Origin of the sequence: Sphingomonas sp. G-3-2-10, from assembly GCF_012927115.1 — a bacterium.
In the GTDB taxonomy this organism is placed as follows: Bacteria; Pseudomonadota; Alphaproteobacteria; order Sphingomonadales; family Sphingomonadaceae; genus Sphingomonas.
Window position 1 is genome coordinate 2,414,009 of the sequence record NZ_JABBFY010000001.1, and the last position, 16,787, is coordinate 2,430,795.

At 65.5% G+C, this 16,787-nt stretch carries 23 protein-coding genes; 17 read left to right on the forward strand and 6 right to left on the reverse strand.

The annotated features are described in order from the left end of the window. The first annotated feature begins 14 nt into the window (after positions 1–14). The 8 genes from HHL13_RS12170 to HHL13_RS12205 all read left to right on the forward strand — a co-directional run bounded on the left by HHL13_RS12170 (position 15) and on the right by HHL13_RS12205 (position 5,437). Positions 15–305, forward strand: a complete 291-nt coding sequence (locus tag HHL13_RS12170; protein ID WP_169555915.1) for a hypothetical protein — start codon at positions 15–17, stop codon at positions 303–305. Next, positions 302–916 carry a GIY-YIG nuclease family protein gene (locus tag HHL13_RS12175; protein ID WP_169555916.1) on the forward strand — a complete coding sequence of 205 codons (615 nt, stop codon included), beginning with the start codon at positions 302–304 and terminating at the stop codon, positions 914–916. Before HHL13_RS12170 ends, HHL13_RS12175 begins: the two co-directional genes overlap by 4 nt. A gap of 670 nt (positions 917–1,586) precedes the next feature. Next, a complete protein-coding gene (locus tag HHL13_RS12180) occupies positions 1,587–1,799 on the forward strand; it encodes an S-adenosylmethionine:tRNA ribosyltransferase-isomerase (protein ID WP_346775579.1) in 213 nt (70 codons plus the stop codon). A gap of 42 nt (positions 1,800–1,841) precedes the next feature. After that, positions 1,842–2,318, forward strand: coding sequence for a hypothetical protein (locus HHL13_RS12185; RefSeq protein ID WP_169555917.1), 477 nt, complete (start codon positions 1,842–1,844; stop codon positions 2,316–2,318). A gap of 103 nt (positions 2,319–2,421) precedes the next feature. Further along, a complete protein-coding gene (locus HHL13_RS12190) occupies positions 2,422–2,943 on the forward strand; it encodes an EF-hand domain-containing protein (protein WP_240953700.1) in 522 nt (173 codons plus the stop codon). 52 nt (positions 2,944–2,995) lie between these two features. Further along, the gene (locus HHL13_RS12195; protein ID WP_169555918.1) at positions 2,996–3,985 is read left to right on the forward strand and encodes a cation diffusion facilitator family transporter; all 990 of its coding nucleotides are present in this window, start codon (positions 2,996–2,998) and stop codon (positions 3,983–3,985) included. Then, complete coding sequence (locus HHL13_RS12200) at positions 3,978–4,631, forward strand: HAD hydrolase-like protein (RefSeq protein ID WP_169555919.1); 654 nt, start codon at positions 3,978–3,980, stop codon at positions 4,629–4,631. Before HHL13_RS12195 ends, HHL13_RS12200 begins: the two co-directional genes overlap by 8 nt. Further along, entirely contained in the window at positions 4,628–5,437 is an 810-nt protein-coding gene (locus tag HHL13_RS12205) for a nucleotidyltransferase domain-containing protein (protein ID WP_169555920.1), read from the forward strand. The genes HHL13_RS12200 and HHL13_RS12205 overlap by 4 nt, the downstream gene beginning before the upstream one ends. Here the strand turns inward: HHL13_RS12205 and HHL13_RS12210 are convergent. Continuing rightward, positions 5,434–5,748, reverse strand: coding sequence for a cupin domain-containing protein (locus HHL13_RS12210; RefSeq protein WP_169555921.1), 315 nt, complete (start codon positions 5,746–5,748; stop codon positions 5,434–5,436). The two genes, HHL13_RS12205 and HHL13_RS12210, sit on opposite strands and share 4 nt — an antisense overlap. 45 nt (positions 5,749–5,793) lie before the next feature. On the opposite strand from HHL13_RS12210, the gene tgt reads away from it, so the two are divergent. The 4 genes from tgt (at position 5,794) to HHL13_RS12230 (ending at position 8,795) form a co-directional block, all read left to right on the forward strand. After that, positions 5,794–6,930 carry a tRNA guanosine(34) transglycosylase Tgt gene (tgt, locus tag HHL13_RS12215; RefSeq protein ID WP_169555922.1) on the forward strand — a complete coding sequence of 379 codons (1,137 nt, stop codon included), beginning with the start codon at positions 5,794–5,796 and terminating at the stop codon, positions 6,928–6,930. Between the two features lie 12 nt (positions 6,931–6,942). Continuing rightward, positions 6,943–7,263 carry a hypothetical protein gene (locus HHL13_RS12220; protein WP_169555923.1) on the forward strand — a complete coding sequence of 107 codons (321 nt, stop codon included), beginning with the start codon at positions 6,943–6,945 and terminating at the stop codon, positions 7,261–7,263. Between the two features lie 155 nt (positions 7,264–7,418). Continuing rightward, complete coding sequence (locus tag HHL13_RS12225; RefSeq protein ID WP_169555924.1) at positions 7,419–8,414, forward strand: cell wall hydrolase; 996 nt, start codon at positions 7,419–7,421, stop codon at positions 8,412–8,414. A gap of 9 nt (positions 8,415–8,423) precedes the next feature. Further along, complete coding sequence (locus HHL13_RS12230; protein ID WP_169555925.1) at positions 8,424–8,795, forward strand: hypothetical protein; 372 nt, start codon at positions 8,424–8,426, stop codon at positions 8,793–8,795. A 57-nt stretch (positions 8,796–8,852) separates the two neighbouring features. Here HHL13_RS12230 and HHL13_RS12235 read toward each other — a convergent pair whose 3' ends face one another. Then, the gene (locus tag HHL13_RS12235; protein WP_169555926.1) at positions 8,853–9,251 is read right to left on the reverse strand and encodes a hypothetical protein; all 399 of its coding nucleotides are present in this window, start codon (positions 9,249–9,251) and stop codon (positions 8,853–8,855) included. Between the two features lie 280 nt (positions 9,252–9,531). Between HHL13_RS12235 and HHL13_RS12240 the strand changes: the two genes are divergently transcribed. From HHL13_RS12240 to HHL13_RS12250, 3 genes are read left to right on the forward strand one after another with little or no spacing between them, the layout of a single operon-like run. Further along, the gene (locus HHL13_RS12240; protein WP_169555927.1) at positions 9,532–10,812 is read left to right on the forward strand and encodes an acyltransferase family protein; all 1,281 of its coding nucleotides are present in this window, start codon (positions 9,532–9,534) and stop codon (positions 10,810–10,812) included. Continuing rightward, a complete protein-coding gene (locus HHL13_RS12245) occupies positions 10,809–11,441 on the forward strand; it encodes a hypothetical protein (RefSeq protein WP_169555928.1) in 633 nt (210 codons plus the stop codon). Before HHL13_RS12240 ends, HHL13_RS12245 begins: the two co-directional genes overlap by 4 nt. A gap of 4 nt (positions 11,442–11,445) precedes the next feature. Next, entirely contained in the window at positions 11,446–11,739 is a 294-nt protein-coding gene (locus tag HHL13_RS12250) for a transcriptional regulator (protein ID WP_346775548.1), read from the forward strand. Here HHL13_RS12250 and HHL13_RS12255 read toward each other — a convergent pair. The 3 genes from HHL13_RS12255 to HHL13_RS12265 are packed head-to-tail and all read right to left on the reverse strand — an operon-like array spanning position 11,736 to position 14,670. Next, positions 11,736–12,122, reverse strand: coding sequence for a hypothetical protein (locus tag HHL13_RS12255; protein ID WP_169555929.1), 387 nt, complete (start codon positions 12,120–12,122; stop codon positions 11,736–11,738). The two genes, HHL13_RS12250 and HHL13_RS12255, sit on opposite strands and share 4 nt — an antisense overlap. A gap of 32 nt (positions 12,123–12,154) precedes the next feature. Next, positions 12,155–13,816: a DNA repair protein RecN gene (gene recN / locus HHL13_RS12260; RefSeq protein ID WP_169555930.1), complete on the reverse strand. Its 1,662-nt coding sequence runs from the start codon at positions 13,814–13,816 to the stop codon at positions 12,155–12,157. 53 nt (positions 13,817–13,869) lie between these two features. After that, entirely contained in the window at positions 13,870–14,670 is an 801-nt protein-coding gene (locus tag HHL13_RS12265; protein WP_169555931.1) for an outer membrane protein assembly factor BamD, read from the reverse strand. Positions 14,671–14,853: 183 nt separating this feature from the next. Between HHL13_RS12265 and HHL13_RS12270 the strand changes: the two genes are divergently transcribed. Together HHL13_RS12270 and HHL13_RS12275 are read left to right on the forward strand one after the other, a co-directional pair. Next, positions 14,854–15,690 (forward strand): class I mannose-6-phosphate isomerase, encoded by an 837-nt coding sequence (locus tag HHL13_RS12270; protein ID WP_169555932.1) that lies wholly within the window; start codon positions 14,854–14,856, stop codon positions 15,688–15,690. 109 nt (positions 15,691–15,799) lie between these two features. Beyond that, positions 15,800–16,348 carry a glycine zipper 2TM domain-containing protein gene (locus tag HHL13_RS12275; RefSeq protein WP_169555933.1) on the forward strand — a complete coding sequence of 183 codons (549 nt, stop codon included), beginning with the start codon at positions 15,800–15,802 and terminating at the stop codon, positions 16,346–16,348. Positions 16,349–16,427: 79 nt separating this feature from the next. Here the strand turns inward: HHL13_RS12275 and HHL13_RS12280 are convergent, their stop codons facing one another. Continuing rightward, positions 16,428–16,655: a hypothetical protein gene (locus HHL13_RS12280; RefSeq protein WP_169555934.1), complete on the reverse strand. Its 228-nt coding sequence runs from the start codon at positions 16,653–16,655 to the stop codon at positions 16,428–16,430. Positions 16,656–16,787 lie beyond the last annotated feature (132 nt).

Genomic DNA, 16,787 nt, shown 5'->3' on the forward strand with positions numbered 1-16,787 from the left:
GGCTAGGGTACGACATGCTTTCTTGGATTGATCAACTCGCGCGGATCATCGGCTACGGCGCGATCATTACCGGAATCATTTGGGTTCTGGGCAAGTGGGCGGAGGATCGCTCCGTTTCACGCACCGCTCAAATCGAGCGCGAAAGCCTGGAACGGATGCGCCTTGAACGCCCCGAAGCCTATGAACAGGAGATGTGGTGGCGCGACAATGATCGACGGTTCAGAGCGGGTTTGCCCACTGATCCCAAATACATCGAGCGCATGAAAGCCATCGTCCAAAACTGCCGCGAAGACGGTCTCCTGTGACGAAGGCCGATCGCATTCGGGGCTTGGCAGATGGTACCCTCACCGTTGCAGAAATCGCGGCCGCAGTCGGCATTCGATATCAGCACGCCTATAATGTCCTCAATCGAAGCGGCCTGCTCGGTAAGGCCAAGGTCAACACGTGCGCCGCGCCGGTCGATAGGCCCTCTATACCGCGTGCGCCCCGCATTCCTCGCGCAGCGATCATCAAACCCGAACTTCGAGCGGAGACGCTACTAGACGCGGGGTTTCGCTGGGCTTCGGCTTGGAGCATCGATGAGGCGGACGCGCTAATCCTCACGGAGCCATTGCCGAAGGAAGTTGGGGTGTACGCCTTCGTAAAGGCAGGAATAGTGGTGTATATCGGCGTTGCCACAATGGGACTGGCGAAGCGCATTTATTTCTACGGCAAACCCGCCATCACTCAGCGCACCAGCTTGCGCCTCAACGCTACTATCCGCGAGGAATTGGGTAATTCGAGCGAGATAGACATCCTCATTGCTCAACCCGAAGACATGACATGGAACGGACTGCCCGTTCATGGCTCCGCCGGTCTGGAATTGGGTTTGATCAAGGCATATTCCCTTCCCTGGAACATGCGAAGTTCGGGCTAGGCGGCACATCGTCGCTATGGTCCGGCGTGGCCTCCTGCGGGTGGCCGCCGGTAGCCGCTTGGGCACCGACCGCAATGCGGGCACCGCACCACTTATCCGATTGGAGCGAGAATGCGCGGAGACATCGACAATACCCAGCGAGTTTGTCTGGACGGGTCATCTTCGGTTCGGGAGCGAGTGCTTTACAGCGTCCAATCCCTACCGGAGCAGCGCATCCAAGTGGCGTCGGTGCGCGTCGAGTACTCCCATGTTGCTGTGTGGAGACCCTACGATCCCTCGGACCTCGGTCACGACGCGCCTTGGAAGTCCGGCATTTGGCGGAACATCTACGCGATCCGGTTGCCTCTAGATCAACCTGCAGGGCGTCCCGGACGGATCACCTACGGTCTTGCTCCCTTCGAGCATGACGGCGCAGTCACCACGTTGCCGAGAGTGGAACTTGTCTTAAGTGGCGAACTTAGGCGGTATCTCCAAGGCGATCGTGAAGGCGATCGTGACCATCGGGCGGCCTAGTTTGAGATTGTAGCAATCCGGCGAATCTCGGAACATGATCACCTCGCTAGAACGGCGGCGATCTTCTGACGAGTGGCTGGCGGTAGGCGATCTTGCAGAACGTGGTCGAGCCAACGTGCTTTCGCTAGGAAGCTGCCCTACCGGGTGAGCCGTCTAAATTTGGGAGGTCGATGGGAAGCCACCAAACCACCAGCGTTGGATCGTGCTATCGCTTTATGTTTGCTACCAAAACCCAGCATCGACTCAGAATCTGTTCATGCTGGTCTCGGCGCTGATGGGGCTGGAGCGGATGCAGGCGGCCTATGCCCATGCGATCGCGCAGGAATATCGCTTCTACTCTTACGGCGATGCGTCGCTGCTGTTACCGTAGGCGGGACAGCCGGGGGTGTTCCGGCACGAAATCGGGGGACTCATGCGTTCTGCGATCACCGCGCTTCTGGCGGCTTCGGCCGCCGTCATCGCCACGCCCGCGCTGGCGCAGGACAGCGACATCGACGGCTGGAACCTCAACGACGATGGCCAGTCCTGCGCCATCTCGAAGCTGGGCGAGGATAGCCGCAGCCTGACCATGATCAACAATGGCAAGCCCCAGGCCGATGGCATGGGCTTCATCCATCTCGACCTGAACGGCGCCATCGAAAAGGGTCAGCCGGTGACGCTGGGCGTGTCGATCAACGGCGGCGAGTTCGTCGACCGGCCGGCGACCAGCATGGTGCTGAGCGGCGGCGAGACCGGGTTCATGCTCTACACCGTTCCGCTCAGCACCTTCGTCGGCAATCCGAAGGGCACGATGCGGTTCCGCTGGAACGGCAAGATCATCCACAGCTTCAGCATGGACGGCATGTCGCGGGCATCGGCCGCGCTGATGGAGTGCGGCAAGAAATACTGATCGCGACGGGCGTCGCGCGCCGCGCCGCCACGCAATCGCCACAGACTGGCGCTTCTACGGTGTCGGCGATGCACCGTCGCTGCCGTTCGTGGAGTATGCCCCAATGCGCCTGATCCTGATGCTCGCGGGCCTGTTCCTCGCCGCGCCCGCGCTGGCGCAGCCTGCTCCCGGACCGGGTGGCCCGCCGCCGCAGGCAGGCCAGCGCCCGGCGCAGCCAACCGCCAACATCATCGCCGAACCCGTCGCGATGATGATCGCCGCGTTCGACGCCGATGGCGATGCGCGCGTCACCCGCGCCGAATTCGAAGCCGGGCTGACCCGCAGCTTCGAAAGCGCCGATCCGGAGAAGATCGGCTCAATCGGCTATATCCGCTATGCCGACTGGGCGCTGAAATGGCTGGGCGATCGCAACGCGCTGCCCGGCCCGTTCGAAGTGGATACCAACGGCGACAACCGCATCACCCCGGCCGAGCTGCGCGCGCGCTTCGACCTGCTCTTCGCCCGGTTCGATGCCGACAAGGACGGCGTTCTGGTCCGTTCGGAGCTGGTGATGGTCCGCACGCCGCAGATGATCATGGAACGCGGGCAGCGCCGCCGCGAGGATTCGCAGCGGCCACCACAATAAACCCTCCGGATGTCCTAGCATCACCTGCACCGGGGACGCTAAGTAACTGAGCATGGGCGCGCACCACGATCACCATCATCATCACGCGCCGGCCGATTTCGGCCGCGCGTTCGCGATCGGCACCGTGCTCAACCTCGGCTTCGTCGCGGTGGAGGGCACGGCGGGCATCCTGACCGATTCGGTCGCGCTGCTGGCCGATGCGGGCCACAACCTGTCCGACGTGCTGGGACTGCTGATCGCCTGGGGCGGCGCGGAACTGGCCAAGCGGCCGCCGTCGAAGCGTTTCACCTACGGCCTGCGCGGTTCCTCGATCCTTGCCGCGCTGGCCAACGCCGTGCTGCTGCTGATCGCCGTCGCGGCGATCTCGATCGAAGCGTTCCACCGGATCGGCGATCCGCCGCAGGTGCCCGGCGGCACGGTGATGATCGTCGCGGGGATCGGCATCGTCATCAATCTGGGCACCGCGATGCTCTTCGCGCGCGGGCAGAAGGACGACGTCAACATCCGTGGCGCCTATATCCACATGGCCGCCGATGCCGCGGTTTCGGCCGGGGTCGTGGTGGGCGGCGCACTGATGCTGCTGACCGGCGCCGAATGGATCGATCCGGTGCTCAGCCTGATCATCGTCGCGGTGATCCTGTGGAGCACCTGGGGCCTTGCGCGCGAAGCGCTGGGCATGGCGCTGCACGCGGTGCCGCGCGGGATCGATCCTGAAAAGGTCCAGGCGACGCTGGCTGCCCTGCCCGGCGTGAAGCGGGTGCACGATCTCCATATCTGGCCGATGAGCACGACCGAGGCGGCGCTGACTGCGCATCTGGTGATGCCCGGCGGCCATCCCGGCGACGATTTCCTGATCGACCTGCAGCATCGCTTCGCCCACGATTTCAGGATCGACCACATCACCATCCAGATCGAACTGGGCGACGGCGCGGAATGCCGGATGCACGGACACGGCCATTCCGATGGCGACGGGCATGACCATTCGCAGGGTCACGATCATGACCATGACCACGGCGATTCGCACGGACACGCGCATGGTTGAGACGCGGGGCACGCCGATCCGGCTGGTGGTCTTCGATTTCGACGGCACCCTGTGCGACAGCGGCGACTGGTTCCTGTCGGTCGTGGACGACCTCGCGCGCGCCTTTCGCTTCCGCACGGTGAAGCCCGAGGAAGTCGAGATGCTGCGCAACCGCAGCTCGCGCGAAGTGATCGAATATCTCGGCATCGCACGCTGGAAGATGCCGTTCCTCGCCTGGTATGTCCGGCGGCTCGTCGGCCGCAATGTCGGCCAGATCGAGCTGTTTCCCGGCACGCCCGACATGCTCGAGCAGCTAAGGGCGATGGGCGTGCGGATCGCGCTGGTCACGTCGAATTCCGAAGCCAATGCGCGCGGCATCTTGGGGGCCCGCCACGCCGCGCAGATCGACTGGTTCGCCTGCGGCTCGTCGCTGTTCGGCAAGGCGCCCAAGTTCCGCAAGGTGCTGCGCAAGCTGGGCATCGAGGCGGGCAACGCGCTGGCGATCGGCGACGAGACCCGCGACGTGGACGCCGCGCGCGAAGTGGGGATGCGCGCCGGATCGGTGCTGTGGGGCTATGCCGCCGAAAAGCTGCTGGTGAAGATGAAACCCGACGCGCTGTTCCGCTCGCCGCAGGACATCCTCGATTATGTTGCCGCACACCGGTGACGATTCCAGCATCGTTCGATTCCGCTGTCGTCGAAGCGATACAGGCCCGGCTCGACGGCATCGTCGCGCAGGGCATCGCCATTCCCCATGCGATCGAAAGCGGCAGCCGGGCATGGGGCTTTCCCTCGCCCGACAGCGATTATGATTGCCGCTTCATCTATGTCCGCGCGCGCGATGCCTATGTGACGCCGTGGCCGCCGCGCGACGTGATCGAAACGCCGCTGGACGCAGTGCTCGACGTCAATGGCTGGGACGCAGGAAAGCTGATCAAGCTGCTGCTCAAGGGCAATGCGATCGCGATCGAATGGCTGCAGTCGCCGATCCACTACCGGTTCGATCCCGGGTTCCGGGAACTGCTGCTCGCCTTCATCGCCGGGCATGTCGATCGCGACGCGGTGCGGCGGCATTATTGGTATCTTGGCCAGCGTCAGTGGCTGCCTCATGCCGGCGATGCCGAGATCGCCGCCAAGAAGCTGTTCTATGCGCTGCGCCCGGCGATGGCGCTGCGCTGGCTGCGGCTGCATCCCGGCGAGCGCGTCGCGCCGATGCGTTTCCAGGCGCTGATGGCCGAATCCGATCCGCCCGAAGCGCTGGCGGCGGTCGCCAACGCACTGATCGAAGCCAAGGCGAAGGCGCTCGAACTGGGCAGCATTCCAATGCCGGAGCCGGTCCGCGCTTTCGTGAGCGAAGAGTTCGAAGCGACGCAGCGCGCGCTTACCGATTCCGAGCGGCCGGTCACCACGCCAGAAATGCGCGAGGCCGCCGAAGCGCTGTTTCGTGAAATCGTCGAGCGGTACGCGCCCTAGCCCAGATGCAGCGCCAGCCAGACGGTGGGCCGATCCTTCGCGGTGAAGGTCACCCAATGCCGCTGGCCCGCCGCGATCAGCAGATGATCGCCAGGCTTCAGCACGATTTCCACTGACTCCTCGATCCGCAGGCCCGCTTCGCCTTCGAGCAGCAGCACCCATTCGTCGGCATCCTGCACCATCGGCGCGTCGGCCGGAGTCGATTGGCCGCGCGAAACGATGCGTTCGAGGCGGACGCCGGGGCGCGTCAGCAATTCGGTGAAGACTTCGCCCGCGCGGGCATCGGGCAGGTCGGCGAACAGGTTGGTCATGGCGCCCAAGTTGCGCTCCGGCACCGAACGGGGCAAGGGCGCGTCATGCCTCCCCGCTTTCACTTCACCATCCATGCGACCGACGGCAAGGCGCGCCTCGGCGAGATCGCCATGCGCCGCGGCAATATCCGCACGCCCGCCTTCATGCCCGTCGGCACTGCCGCCACCGTCAAGGCGATGAAGCCGCAGGACGTGCGCGCGACCGGCGCCGACATCCTGCTCGGCAACACCTATCACCTGATGCTGCGTCCCACCGCCGAGCGCGTCCACCGCCTCGGCGGGCTGCACGGATTCATGGGATGGGACCGGCCGATCCTGACCGACTCCGGCGGCTATCAGGTGATGAGCCTGGCCGAGTTGACCAAGCGCAGCGAGGAAGGCGTCTCGTTCAAGTCGCACCTCGACGGATCGAAGCACCTGATCAGCCCCGAACGTTCGATGGAGATCCAGCGGCTGCTCGGCTCGAACATCGTCATGGCGTTCGACGAGCTGGTGCCCACCACTTCGACCCGCGACGTGCAGGCGGCTGCGATGGAACGCTCGATGCGCTGGGCGCAGCGGAGCCGCGACGGCTTCGATTCCGGCGGCGAACATGCTGAAAACAATGCGATCTTCGGCATCCAGCAAGGGGCGCTCGACGAGGGTCTGCGCAACTCCTCCGCCGATGCGCTGAAGCATATCGGGTTCGACGGCTATGCGGTCGGCGGCCTCGCGGTCGGCGAGGGGCAGGAAGCGATGTTCGGGGTACTCGATTATGCGCCGGGCCAGCTCGACGAACGCAAGCCGCGCTACCTGATGGGCGTGGGCAAGCCCGACGACATCGTCGGTGCCGTCGAGCGCGGGATCGACATGTTCGATTGCGTGCTGCCCACGCGCAGCGGACGCACCGGACAGGCCTTTACCCGCACCGGCCCGATCAACATCCGCAACGCGCGCTTCGGCGAGGATCAGGGGCCGCTCGATCCCCAATGCCCCTGCCCGGTCTGCAGCACTTGGAGCCGCGCCTATCTCCACCATCTGGTGCGCGCGGGCGAAATTCTGGGCGCGATGCTTATGACCGAGCACAACCTCTATTTCTATCAGCACCTGATGGCCGATCTGCGCCAGGCGATCGGCGAAGGGCGGCTGGCGGTGTTCGCGAACGACTTCCGCGCCAGCTATTGCGGCAAGCCGGAGAGCTAGTAGGCTGGCGGGATGCTTCTCGTCCTCCGCCTCCTCTCGATCCTCGTCGGCGCCGGCACTGCTTGGCAGGTGCTGGAAGGCACGATGACCGCGCCGCTGTTCAAGGTCGCCGATCTCGCGCTGGGCGCGGCGCTGGTGATCGCGGCGTTGCTTCCGCGGGTGATCGCGCCGTCCGCTTTGCTCGCGGCCAATGCCTATGCGCTGGGCGTCTTCTCGATCGCGCTGGCCAGCTATCTCGTGCCGGGACGGCCTGTCGCGCCGCTGCTGATCGGGTGCATGGCGATCAACCTGACAGCGATCCTGCTGCTGTTCCCGCGCGGATCACATCACTAAAATTACCTTAACCATCAAGTGTTTCGCCCCGGCACAGTCGAAAATCGGGGGACGAAAACCTTCATGAAAACCGCTATGCCGCGCGTCCGCGGAGCCTTTGTCGGGTTCCGGGTAAAGCGGGGCTTTGGCGCTTGTTCTGGCGGCGTTTCACACGGATGCAGGCTCGGGGGCTGGCAGCGGCGGCGATTGCATCGCTGATCGGGGCCGGCTTTTCCGCGCAGGCACTCGGGCCCGGCGCGGTCGGCGCGGTGAAGCCGAAGATCGTCGAGACCGGCTATGAAGCCGAGGACCATTTCCCCGGCGCCGCATATTACACCGCCGTCGCCGACGATTCGGCCGAAGCCGCCGAAGACGTCGCGATGGCCGGCGCCACCGGCACCGTCGCATTGCCCGACATCCCCATTCCGGCCGGCGCGGTGATCGACGAATCGATCCGTCCCGCCCAGCCCTTCCGCCTCGCCGGCAGCGAAGTGGACAAGGCCCGCGCGCTCCAGTGCCTGACCACCGCCATCTATTACGAAGCCGCGAACGAGCCCGATGATGGCCAGCGCGCGGTGGCGCAGGTGATCCTGAACCGCGTGCGCCATCCGACCTTCCCGGCGACGGTGTGTGGCGTGATCTATCAGGGCAGCGAGCGGCGCGGCTGCCAGTTCAGCTACGCCTGCGACGGATCGATGGCGCGGACGCCCTCGCGCACTGCATGGCTGCGCGCGCAAAAGGTGGCGGCTTCGGCGCTGAACGGCAGCGTGTTCGCGCCAGTCGGCCTTGCGACACACTATCACACCTATGCGGTTACCCCGTCGTGGAACCGCACCCTGGTGATGACCGGCGTTTATGGCGCGCACTTCTTCCATCGCTGGAAGGGTTATTGGGGCACCGCCGCCGCCTTCACCCAGCGCTATCGCGGCAGCGAACCGCTGCCGGGTCCGCATCCCAGCGCGACGCAGGTCGCCACGCCCGTTCCGGTGCCGACCCCGGTTGCCACCCCGGCGCAGACGCCGCGCGAGCTGATCCGCCCCGAATATGCCGACAGCGGCAAGGCCAAGCCGGGCTTCGCCTCCGCCGCACCCGTCGCGACGACGGCGGCAGCGCAGGGCGACGAATCGCAGATCCTCGACAGATGGCGCGACAGCGGGAAGCCGCTGCGCTAACCTGCGCAGATGCGCATCCTCACCATCGCCGCCCTGCTGCTCGCGCCGTTCCCGGCGCTCGCGCAGGACTTTCATTGCCGCAACACCGGCGCCGAAATCCGCTGCGTCTCGACCGGTTGCGAAGTGGAGACGGAAAGCTTCACGCCGATGGAGTTGCGGCGAACCGGCAACAAACTCTCGATCTGCTCCTATTCGGCCTGCTGGGAAGGCCCGATCCGGATGCGGCGCAGCTATGAGGGCGTGACCTTCCTGTCCGCCAGCGTACGGATCAGTTCGCCGGGCGAACCCAACCGCGCGCCGCTCTCGGTGATGTACGACCGCGAGGGTGTGGCGCAGATCCGCTGGCTCGGCTTCTCCAACGCGATGCGCTGCGGCGCATAACGAAAAGGGCCCCGCCATTGCTGGCGGAGCCCCTTGTCGTTCGCTTGTCCGTCGCGATTAGCGGCGGTGCGGGCGGCCATGATCGCCGCGATGGTCACGATCATTCTTCTGGATCCGGATGCGGCGCTCGAGCGAGTCGAAGCGACGGTCCAGATCACGGCGCTCGGCCAGGGTCAGGCCGGGGCGCGAAGCGCGATAGCGGGCTTCGAGACGAGCGATCTCGCGGAACTCGGCGCGCAGACGGGCTGCTTCCGAACGGCTGAGCGCACCAGAGCGGATGCCCTGATTGATGCGGCTCTCGATGCGGTTCTGACGCGCATTGATGTTCTGCCATGCGCCGCCCTGATTGTAGCCATAGTCATAGCCGTGGTTCGGCGCCGGCGCGGCCATCGCGGTGGCGGGGATCGCGGTCGCAGCCATGCCGAGGCCGGCGAGCAGGATGGTGAACTTCTTCATGGTGTGTCTCCTCTTACAAAACTCGACCGCCCCTGCGGCCTGACACCTTTATGGGCATCGCTTGTCGCATCGATGTGACGCAAAACCCGTTTTAGTGTCGCAGCCTGTCGCAACCCTGAGCAGTTCGTTCAGGTTCCCCACAGGCCGGTCCAATGCCCCGGGCGGCTGATCGTTCCACGTTCGTATTGTTTGCCGGTGGATAGCCCCGATTCGACGCCGCCCAGCCCTAATCTGATAGACCAGTTTGAATTATAAACTTGTTGGTGTATATCGCGATTCGATGAGGCCGAGGGCGCTCGCGGGGAGCGCGGCGCAGGCCGCGGAGAATGCGATGACCAGTCCCGAAGCGAATTCCGGCGCATCCGAGCGCCTCCACGCTCTCGACGCCGTGCGCGCTGGCGCGCTGCTGCTGGGCGTGGCATTCCATGCCAGCCTGTCCTTCCTGCCCGGCCCGCAGATCTGGGTGGTACGCGACACGCCGAGCGAAGCGATCGCCACCGCCGGCTATGTCGCGCACATCTTCCGCATGGCGGCGTTCTTCGTGATCGCAGGCTATTTCGGGCGGATGCTGCTCCAACGGCGCGGAACCGGCGGGTTTGTCCGCAATCGCGTCACTCGCATCGTCATGCCGCTGCTGAGCTTCTGGACGATCGTGATGGCGGGAATCATCGCCTGCTTCATCTGGGGGGCGGCAGTCATGAACGGCGGAACGCTGCCGACCGACGGCCCGCCGCCTCCGCCGCTGACGATCGCCACCTTCCCGCTAACCCATCTCTGGTTCCTCTATCTGCTGACTCTGTTCTATGTCGCGGCGCTGGCGATCCGTGGGATCGCGTCGGTGATCGACCGCAAGGGCAGCCTGCGCGCGGGTCCGGTGGACGGCGCGATGCGCGGCTTGCTGGCGACGCCGGCGGGTGCGATCGTCCTCGCCGTGCCGCTGTCGATCGCGCTGGCGGCGAAGAGCAACTGGTTCGCCTGGGGCGGCATCCCGACGCCCGACACCGGGCTGGTCCCCAATATCGCCGCGACCATCGCCTATGGCACGGCTTTCACGTTCGGCTGGCTGCTCCAGCGCCAGCCGGTGCTGCTCGGCTCGCTCAAGCGCTGGTGGCCGGTGCATCTGATCGGCTCGGTGGCGCTGACCATCGCCTGCTGCATCATGATCGACGGCATCTCGATCGTGACGCCCATGCCCGAAGGCGATCTGAAGAGCGCGTACGCCTATTGCTATGCGCTGGCGGTGTGGACCTGGACGCTGGGATTGATCGGCGCGGCGCTTCACTTCCTCACGGCCGAGAATCGCGCGATCCGCTATGTCGCCGATGCGTCCTACTGGATCTATCTGATCCACCTGCCGGTGGTGATGGCGTTGCAGGTGATGGTGTTCACCCTGCCCCTGCCCGCGCTGGCCAAATGGGGCATCGTGATCACTGCGTCTTTCCTTATCCTGCTCGCCAGCTATCACCTGCTCGTGCGCCACAGCTGGATCGGCAAGTGGCTCAACGGGCGCAAGCTGCCGTGGCGCAAGCCGGCAGCGGGGATGGAGATGCAGGCGGCATGAAGGACCGGGCGGAAACCGCACGCGACGATCTCGCCTTCGTCCGCGCGCTGATGAGCGAGAGCGGACAGGTGCAGGATTCGCTGGGACAGGCGCTGCTCGCGGGTGGCGCCTGTTACGGCATCCAGTGCCTTGTTCAGGCGATCCTGGCGACCGGCATGACGGTGCCGGTCCTCGTCCATCTGACGGCAGGGATCCTGCCCACGGTGATCTTCATCATACTGATCACGCGCATCACCATCCGCGACCGGGGCCGGAGCCAGCACAGCGTCGGCACCCGCGCGATCAACGCGGCGTTCGGCGGCGGCGGGCTGGCGGCGATGACCACCGCGTTGATCTTCGGCTGGCTGGCGTACCGCACCCAGAATATGGGCACCTGGCTGCTCCACCCGATCATGATCTGCGTGGTGCAGGGCACCGTCTGGTACATCGCCTTCGCGGTGCGGCGGCGGGGCCTGTACGGCCTGGTCTCCGCCGGATGGTTCGCGACATCGCTGGTGCTGGCGGTGATGCTCGGGCTCGGCGACGAGACGCTGATCGTGCCGTTCCTGCTGGTGCTTGCCGCCGCGCTGCTGGGACTGATGGCGCTGCCCGGCTGGATCCTGATGCGCGCCGGCCGGCAAGCGGCCTGATCGCGTGGGGGCTTTCGATATCGGACAGATCGACGACGTGATCCACGGGCGGATGCGCCTGGGGATCATGGCGTATCTGGTCGATGCCGAAGCCGCCGATTTCAACGAGCTCAAGGCGCTGCTGCAAGCGACGCAGGGCAATCTCTCGGTGCATCTGCGCAAGCTGGAGGAAGCCGGTTATATCGAGATCGAGAAGAGCTTCCTGAACCGCAAGCCGCTCACCCGCGCGCGGATCACGGAGAAGGGGCGAACGGCGTTCGCGGCGTATCTGGAAGCGCTGGGGAAGCTGATCGGCTAGTTGGAGGCTTGCTCGTCGATGCGATCAATGCGTTTGCGCTCGCGATCACTCAGGTTCCGGTACACCCATCCTTTGACGTATCGCGCCAGTGCCTCTGCCGCCTCGCGGTCTGAGAATATCTGCGCTTTCAGCCGTCGTAACGCGTTGATGCGCCCCGGCGAGTATTCGAGGCTGACGCGTACATCATCGAGCAACAGCAGTCGCACGACACAATTGACCAGCTCTTTCGACGCACGGTGCATGCCGATGACATGCCCTGCCTCACCCATGCCTTCGTAGATTTCGCCAACGTATGGCCGCGTACCCGCGCTGAACATCCGCGTGCCGGTGAAAGTGCCGCCATCCGCCTTAGGTCCGCGTAGCTCTCGATTCATATTGGCCACCACTGTCCAGACGGGTTCGACAGCAGTCACCCTCAAGCCACTTCCAGCAGCCGCTCCGCCTGCGCGCGCGCTTCGTCGGTCACCGTCGCGCCCGACAGCATCCGCGCAATCTCCTCGCGCCGCTGGCTCGCGTCGAGCGGCGTCACTCCGGTACGGGTGACCGTGCCGTCATGGCTCTTGGCGATCAGCAGATGCCGTGCACCGCGCGCCGCGACTTGCGGGCTGTGCGTCACCACCAGCAATTGCGCAGTGCCGGCGAGCCGCGCCAGCCGGTCGCCGATCGCACTGGCCACCGCGCCGCCGACGCCGCGATCGATTTCGTCGAAGATCAGCGTCCGCGCGCCGCCTTCTTCGGCCAGCGCCACCTTCATCGCGAGGATGAAGCGCGACAATTCGCCGCCCGACGCGATCTTCATCAGCGGCGCGAAGGGCGCGCCGGGGTTGGTCGAGACGAGCAGTTCGACCCGGTCCATGCCCCCCGGTCCCCAGCCGGCTTCGCCCTGCGGCTCGACCAGGGTGCGGAAGCGTGCGGCGTCGAGCTTGAGCGGCTTGAGTTCGGCTTCGACCGCGAGATCCAGCCGCGTCGCGGCCTGCGTCCGCACTTCCGACAGCGCACGCGCCGCCTCGACATAGGCCCGGCGCGATTCCTCCACCGCCAGTTCCAGTTTCGCAATGCCCGCCCCGCCGCTTTCCAGCCGGTCGAGCTTGCCGCCCAGTTCCTCGGCCAGCGCGGCGAGATCGTCGGGCTGGACGCGATGCTTGCGCGCCACGCCGCGCAGCTCGAACAGCCGCGCCTCGTCATTTTCCAGCGCGGCGGGATCGAACGCCAGCGCCTCGGCGGCGGCATCGACCCTGTCCTGCGCTTCGGCGCCTTCGTTGATCGCGCGATCGATCGCCGCCAGCGCGTCGGCCAGCGCCTCATGATCCCCGGACACGCGCTCGAGGATGCGCGCCGCCTGCCGCAACCGGCTGAGCGCGCCGTCCGATCCTTCGAGCAGATCGGCGATCGACTGGAGTTCGGTCGCGATCTTCTCGCCCCGCTGCATCAGCGCGCGGCGTTCCGCGAGCTGATCTTCCTCACCCGGCTCGGGCGCGAGCGCGCGCAATTCGGCGACGGCATGTTCCAGCCAGTCGCGGTCGCGCTCGGCGCTGTCCTGTTCGCTGCGCGCCGCATCCAGCGCATCCGCCGCCGCGCGCCATGCGCGATGCGCCGCGCCCACCTTCGCCGTATCTGCCTTCGCAAAGGCGTCGAGCAGGTCGCGATGCCCGCGCGGATTGAGCAGGCCGCGATCGTCGTGCTGGCCGTGAATCTCGACCAGATGCGGCCCAAGCTCGCGCAGCAGCCCCGCCGAAGCCGGCTGGTCGTTGACGAAAGCCCGGCTGCCGCCATCGGCCTTGACGATGCGGCGGACGATCAGCGGTTCGCTGGCGTCGAAATCAAGGCCATTCTCGGCCATCAACTCGGCCACCGCGCCGGTCGCGGGCAGATCGAAGCTGGCGGTCACCACTGCCTGCGCCGCACCCTGACGCACCAGCCCGCTCTCGCCCCGCCCGCCCAGCGCGAGCCCGAGCGCGTCGAGCAGGATCGATTTGCCGGCGCCGGTCTCGCCGGTGAGTACGCCAAGACCTTCGCCGAATTCGAGGTCCAGCGCCTCGATCAGCACCACGTCACGGATGGAAAGCGCAGTCAGCATTCTTCCGCCCTTCTACAGGAACGAAAGGGAAACGAAAGAGTGAGCGAGCAACCTTACTTGCGAGCCGCGGCCAGCTTGTCCTGATTGTCGCCCATCAGCTTGTAGGCGCGGGCATACCAGTCGGTGCCCGGATAATTGGCGCCGAGCACGGCCGCGGCCTTGTTCGCTTCATCGGGCATGCCGAGCGCGAGATAGGTTTCGGTCAGGCGCATCAGCGCTTCCGGGGTGTGCGTGGTCATCTGATACTGGTCGACCACGGTGCGGAAGCGGAGCGACGCCGCCAGCCACTGGCCGCGCACCTGATAGAAACGGCCGATCTCCATTTCCTTGCCGGCAAGGTGATCGCGAACCAGATCCATCTTGAGGCGGGCATCGGCGGCATAGCGCGAATTGGGATAACGGCGGGTCAGTTCGCCCAGCGCGTCGAGCGCCTGCTGGGTGATCTTCTGGTCGCGCGTCACGTCGCTGATCTGCTCGTAATAGCTGATCGCGATCAGATAATAGGCATAGGGCGCGTCGCGGTTGCCCGGGTGCACCGCAAGGAAGCGCTGCGCCGACTGGATCGATTCCTGATAATCCTTGTTCAGATAATAGCTGAACGAGCCCATCAGCTGCGCGCGGCGCGCCCAGACCGAATAGGGATGCTGGCGCTCGACCTCGTCGAACAGCGCAGCGGCCAGCTTGTACTGATGCTGGTCGAGCCGCTTCTTCGCCGCCGAATACAGCGTTCCCACGTCGCGCGCGACATAGGGCGTATCGGCGCGCGCATTGCTGCGACCGGCGCAGCCGGCAAGGGGAAGCGCGATGGCAGCGAGCGTGGTCAGCGCGATCGCGCGGGTCATGGAATAACGCATGGCGCCTTTCTTAGCAGCGAGTTCCCGCCGAACAACTGGATTCACGCGGCCTTTTCGGGGCCTTTTTGGGGCGGGATCGCAAGACAGGGATGGTGCGTTGCGACAAGATATTGTTGTAGTCAGCCTTGGCTTCCTCCCGCGCACGGCGGGAGGCAGGCCATCGCCGCTCCCCGGAGGACCCAAGTGCCCGCCACGCTGCTCACCACCCATCGCGTCGAAAAGCCCTGGGGCCGCATGAAATTGTGGCCCGGCTTCCCCGATCCGGCGCCCGATGGCGAGCCGGTCGGCGAAGTCTGGTTCCAGACGCCCGACAGCAAGACGCCCGAGCTGCTGATCAAATATCTGTTCACCAGCGAGAAGTTGTCGGTCCAGGTCCATCCCGACGACGAAACCGCGCGCCGCGCCGGCTATCGCCGCGGCAAGGACGAATGCTGGGTGGTGCTGGCCGCCGATCCCGACGCGACGATCGGGCTCGGCACGATCCGCCCGGTGCCCAGGGACGAACTGCGCGCCGCATCGCTCGACGGTTCGGTCGAGCATCTGCTCGACTGGAAGCCGGTCAAGGCAGGCGATTTCATCTATTCGCCGGCAGGCACCGTCCATGCGATCGGGCCGGGCCTGACCGTGATCGAGGTTCAGCAGAATGTCGATCTGACCTACCGCCTCTATGATTATGGCCGCCCGCGCGAGCTGCATCTGGAGGAAGCGGTCGACGCCGCAGACGCGAAGCCGTTCGTGCCGCCGCCCGCGCCGGCCAATCCCGATCCGGATCGTCTCGTGTTGGCCGAAGGCCCGAAATTCGTGCTCGAGCGCTGGAAGGGCGGCAGCTATCGCTTCACTCTGCCCGAAGGCGAGCCCGGCTGGTTCGTGCCCGTCGCCGGTCATGGCACCGCGGACGGCGTCGAATGGCATGCGGGGCAATGCCTGACGCTGACCGGCGATTGTGTCGTGGAAGCCAGCGAGGACAGCGATCTGCTGCTGGCCTATCCGCTTGCCGAAAGGCTGGCCACGATCCGCTGACGATTTCCGGACCTGTCTCTCCGATGAACGGAAGGTAGTTTCGGGTTCACGCAACCCTGTGCCGCGCCGGGACGTTATCTTTCCACCCGCAATCATCAGGAGTGGATCGATGCGTATCCTTCTGGCCGCCGCCATCGCGGCCGTCACGCTGCCGGCGGTGCCGGCAATGGCCCAGAGCTATAATCGCGAATATCGCGAGGACGTCCGCGACGCACAGCGCGAATATCGCCGCGACGTGCGCAACGCCGACAATCCCCGCGAGCTGCGCGAAGCACAGCGCGAATATCGCGAGAATATCCGCGACGCCCGTCAGGACCGCCGCCGCGACGCACGCCGCGACTGGCGTGAAGGCCGTCGCTACGACTGGAACCGCCCGCCGCGCGGCGGCTATTATGCCGACGATTATTATCGCGACGGCCGCTACTATCGCGAGCGCCGCCTGACCCGGAACGACCGGGTCTATCGTGGCCGTGACGGCCGCTATTATTGCCGCCGCTCGGACGGCTCGACCGGTCTGGTCGTCGGCGCTGTAGCCGGTGGTCTGTTCGGTAACGCCCTGTCGAACGGCCGCGATTCGACCATCGCGACGCTGCTCGGCGCCGGTGTCGGCGCGGCGATCGGTTCGTCGGTGGATCGCGGCCAGGTTCGCTGCCGCTAAGACGCGACTGCCAAGACTTGCTCACGCAGGCAAGGAAGGGGCCCGGCGGGAAACCGCCGGGTCCTTTTTCATGTCAGGATCAGATGATGCCGCCGGTCAGGAACAGGCGCAGGCCGCTGATCAGGATGATGATCAGGTTCAGGTTGCGTCCGCCATTGCTGCTCGACATCGCACCCAGCGCGGCGCCCACGATCGCGATCGGCAATGCGATCCAGTTGACCAGCGGAAGCAGCGGGATGGGGAAGATGCCGATAAAGGCGATCAGGCCCGCAATGATACCGAAGAGGATCGAGAGGATGTTCAGCATGGTCCGGTTATGCCCCAAAGCAAGTGTGTTGGCAAGATAATACAGTCCTGCCGCAAAAATGAACGTTGCGCCGCCGTTCCGGTTCCGCATGGTTAACGCGATTTTTGCCGGTTAACCGCGTTTCCCAATCCT

Coding starts and splice junctions, on each gene's coding strand:
- HHL13_RS12170 (WP_169555915.1), top strand. CDS start 15: ATGCTTTCTTGGATTGATCAACTCGCGCGGATCATCGGCTACGGCGCG.
- HHL13_RS12185 (WP_169555917.1), top strand. CDS start 1,842: ATGCGTTCTGCGATCACCGCGCTTCTGGCGGCTTCGGCCGCCGTCATC.
- HHL13_RS12190 (WP_240953700.1), top strand. CDS start 2,422: ATGCGCCTGATCCTGATGCTCGCGGGCCTGTTCCTCGCCGCGCCCGCG.
- HHL13_RS12195 (WP_169555918.1), top strand. CDS start 2,996: ATGGGCGCGCACCACGATCACCATCATCATCACGCGCCGGCCGATTTC.
- HHL13_RS12200 (WP_169555919.1), top strand. CDS start 3,978: ATGGTTGAGACGCGGGGCACGCCGATCCGGCTGGTGGTCTTCGATTTC.
- HHL13_RS12210 (WP_169555921.1), bottom strand. CDS start 5,748: ATGACCAACCTGTTCGCCGACCTGCCCGATGCCCGCGCGGGCGAAGTC.
- tgt (WP_169555922.1), top strand. CDS start 5,794: ATGCCTCCCCGCTTTCACTTCACCATCCATGCGACCGACGGCAAGGCG.
- HHL13_RS12220 (WP_169555923.1), top strand. CDS start 6,943: ATGCTTCTCGTCCTCCGCCTCCTCTCGATCCTCGTCGGCGCCGGCACT.
- HHL13_RS12225 (WP_169555924.1), top strand. CDS start 7,419: ATGCAGGCTCGGGGGCTGGCAGCGGCGGCGATTGCATCGCTGATCGGG.
- HHL13_RS12230 (WP_169555925.1), top strand. CDS start 8,424: ATGCGCATCCTCACCATCGCCGCCCTGCTGCTCGCGCCGTTCCCGGCG.
- HHL13_RS12235 (WP_169555926.1), bottom strand. CDS start 9,251: ATGAAGAAGTTCACCATCCTGCTCGCCGGCCTCGGCATGGCTGCGACC.
- HHL13_RS12240 (WP_169555927.1), top strand. CDS start 9,532: ATGAGGCCGAGGGCGCTCGCGGGGAGCGCGGCGCAGGCCGCGGAGAAT.
- HHL13_RS12245 (WP_169555928.1), top strand. CDS start 10,809: ATGAAGGACCGGGCGGAAACCGCACGCGACGATCTCGCCTTCGTCCGC.
- recN (WP_169555930.1), bottom strand. CDS start 13,816: ATGCTGACTGCGCTTTCCATCCGTGACGTGGTGCTGATCGAGGCGCTG.
- HHL13_RS12265 (WP_169555931.1), bottom strand. CDS start 14,670: ATGCGTTATTCCATGACCCGCGCGATCGCGCTGACCACGCTCGCTGCC.
- HHL13_RS12275 (WP_169555933.1), top strand. CDS start 15,800: ATGCGTATCCTTCTGGCCGCCGCCATCGCGGCCGTCACGCTGCCGGCG.
- HHL13_RS12280 (WP_169555934.1), bottom strand. CDS start 16,655: ATGCTGAACATCCTCTCGATCCTCTTCGGTATCATTGCGGGCCTGATC.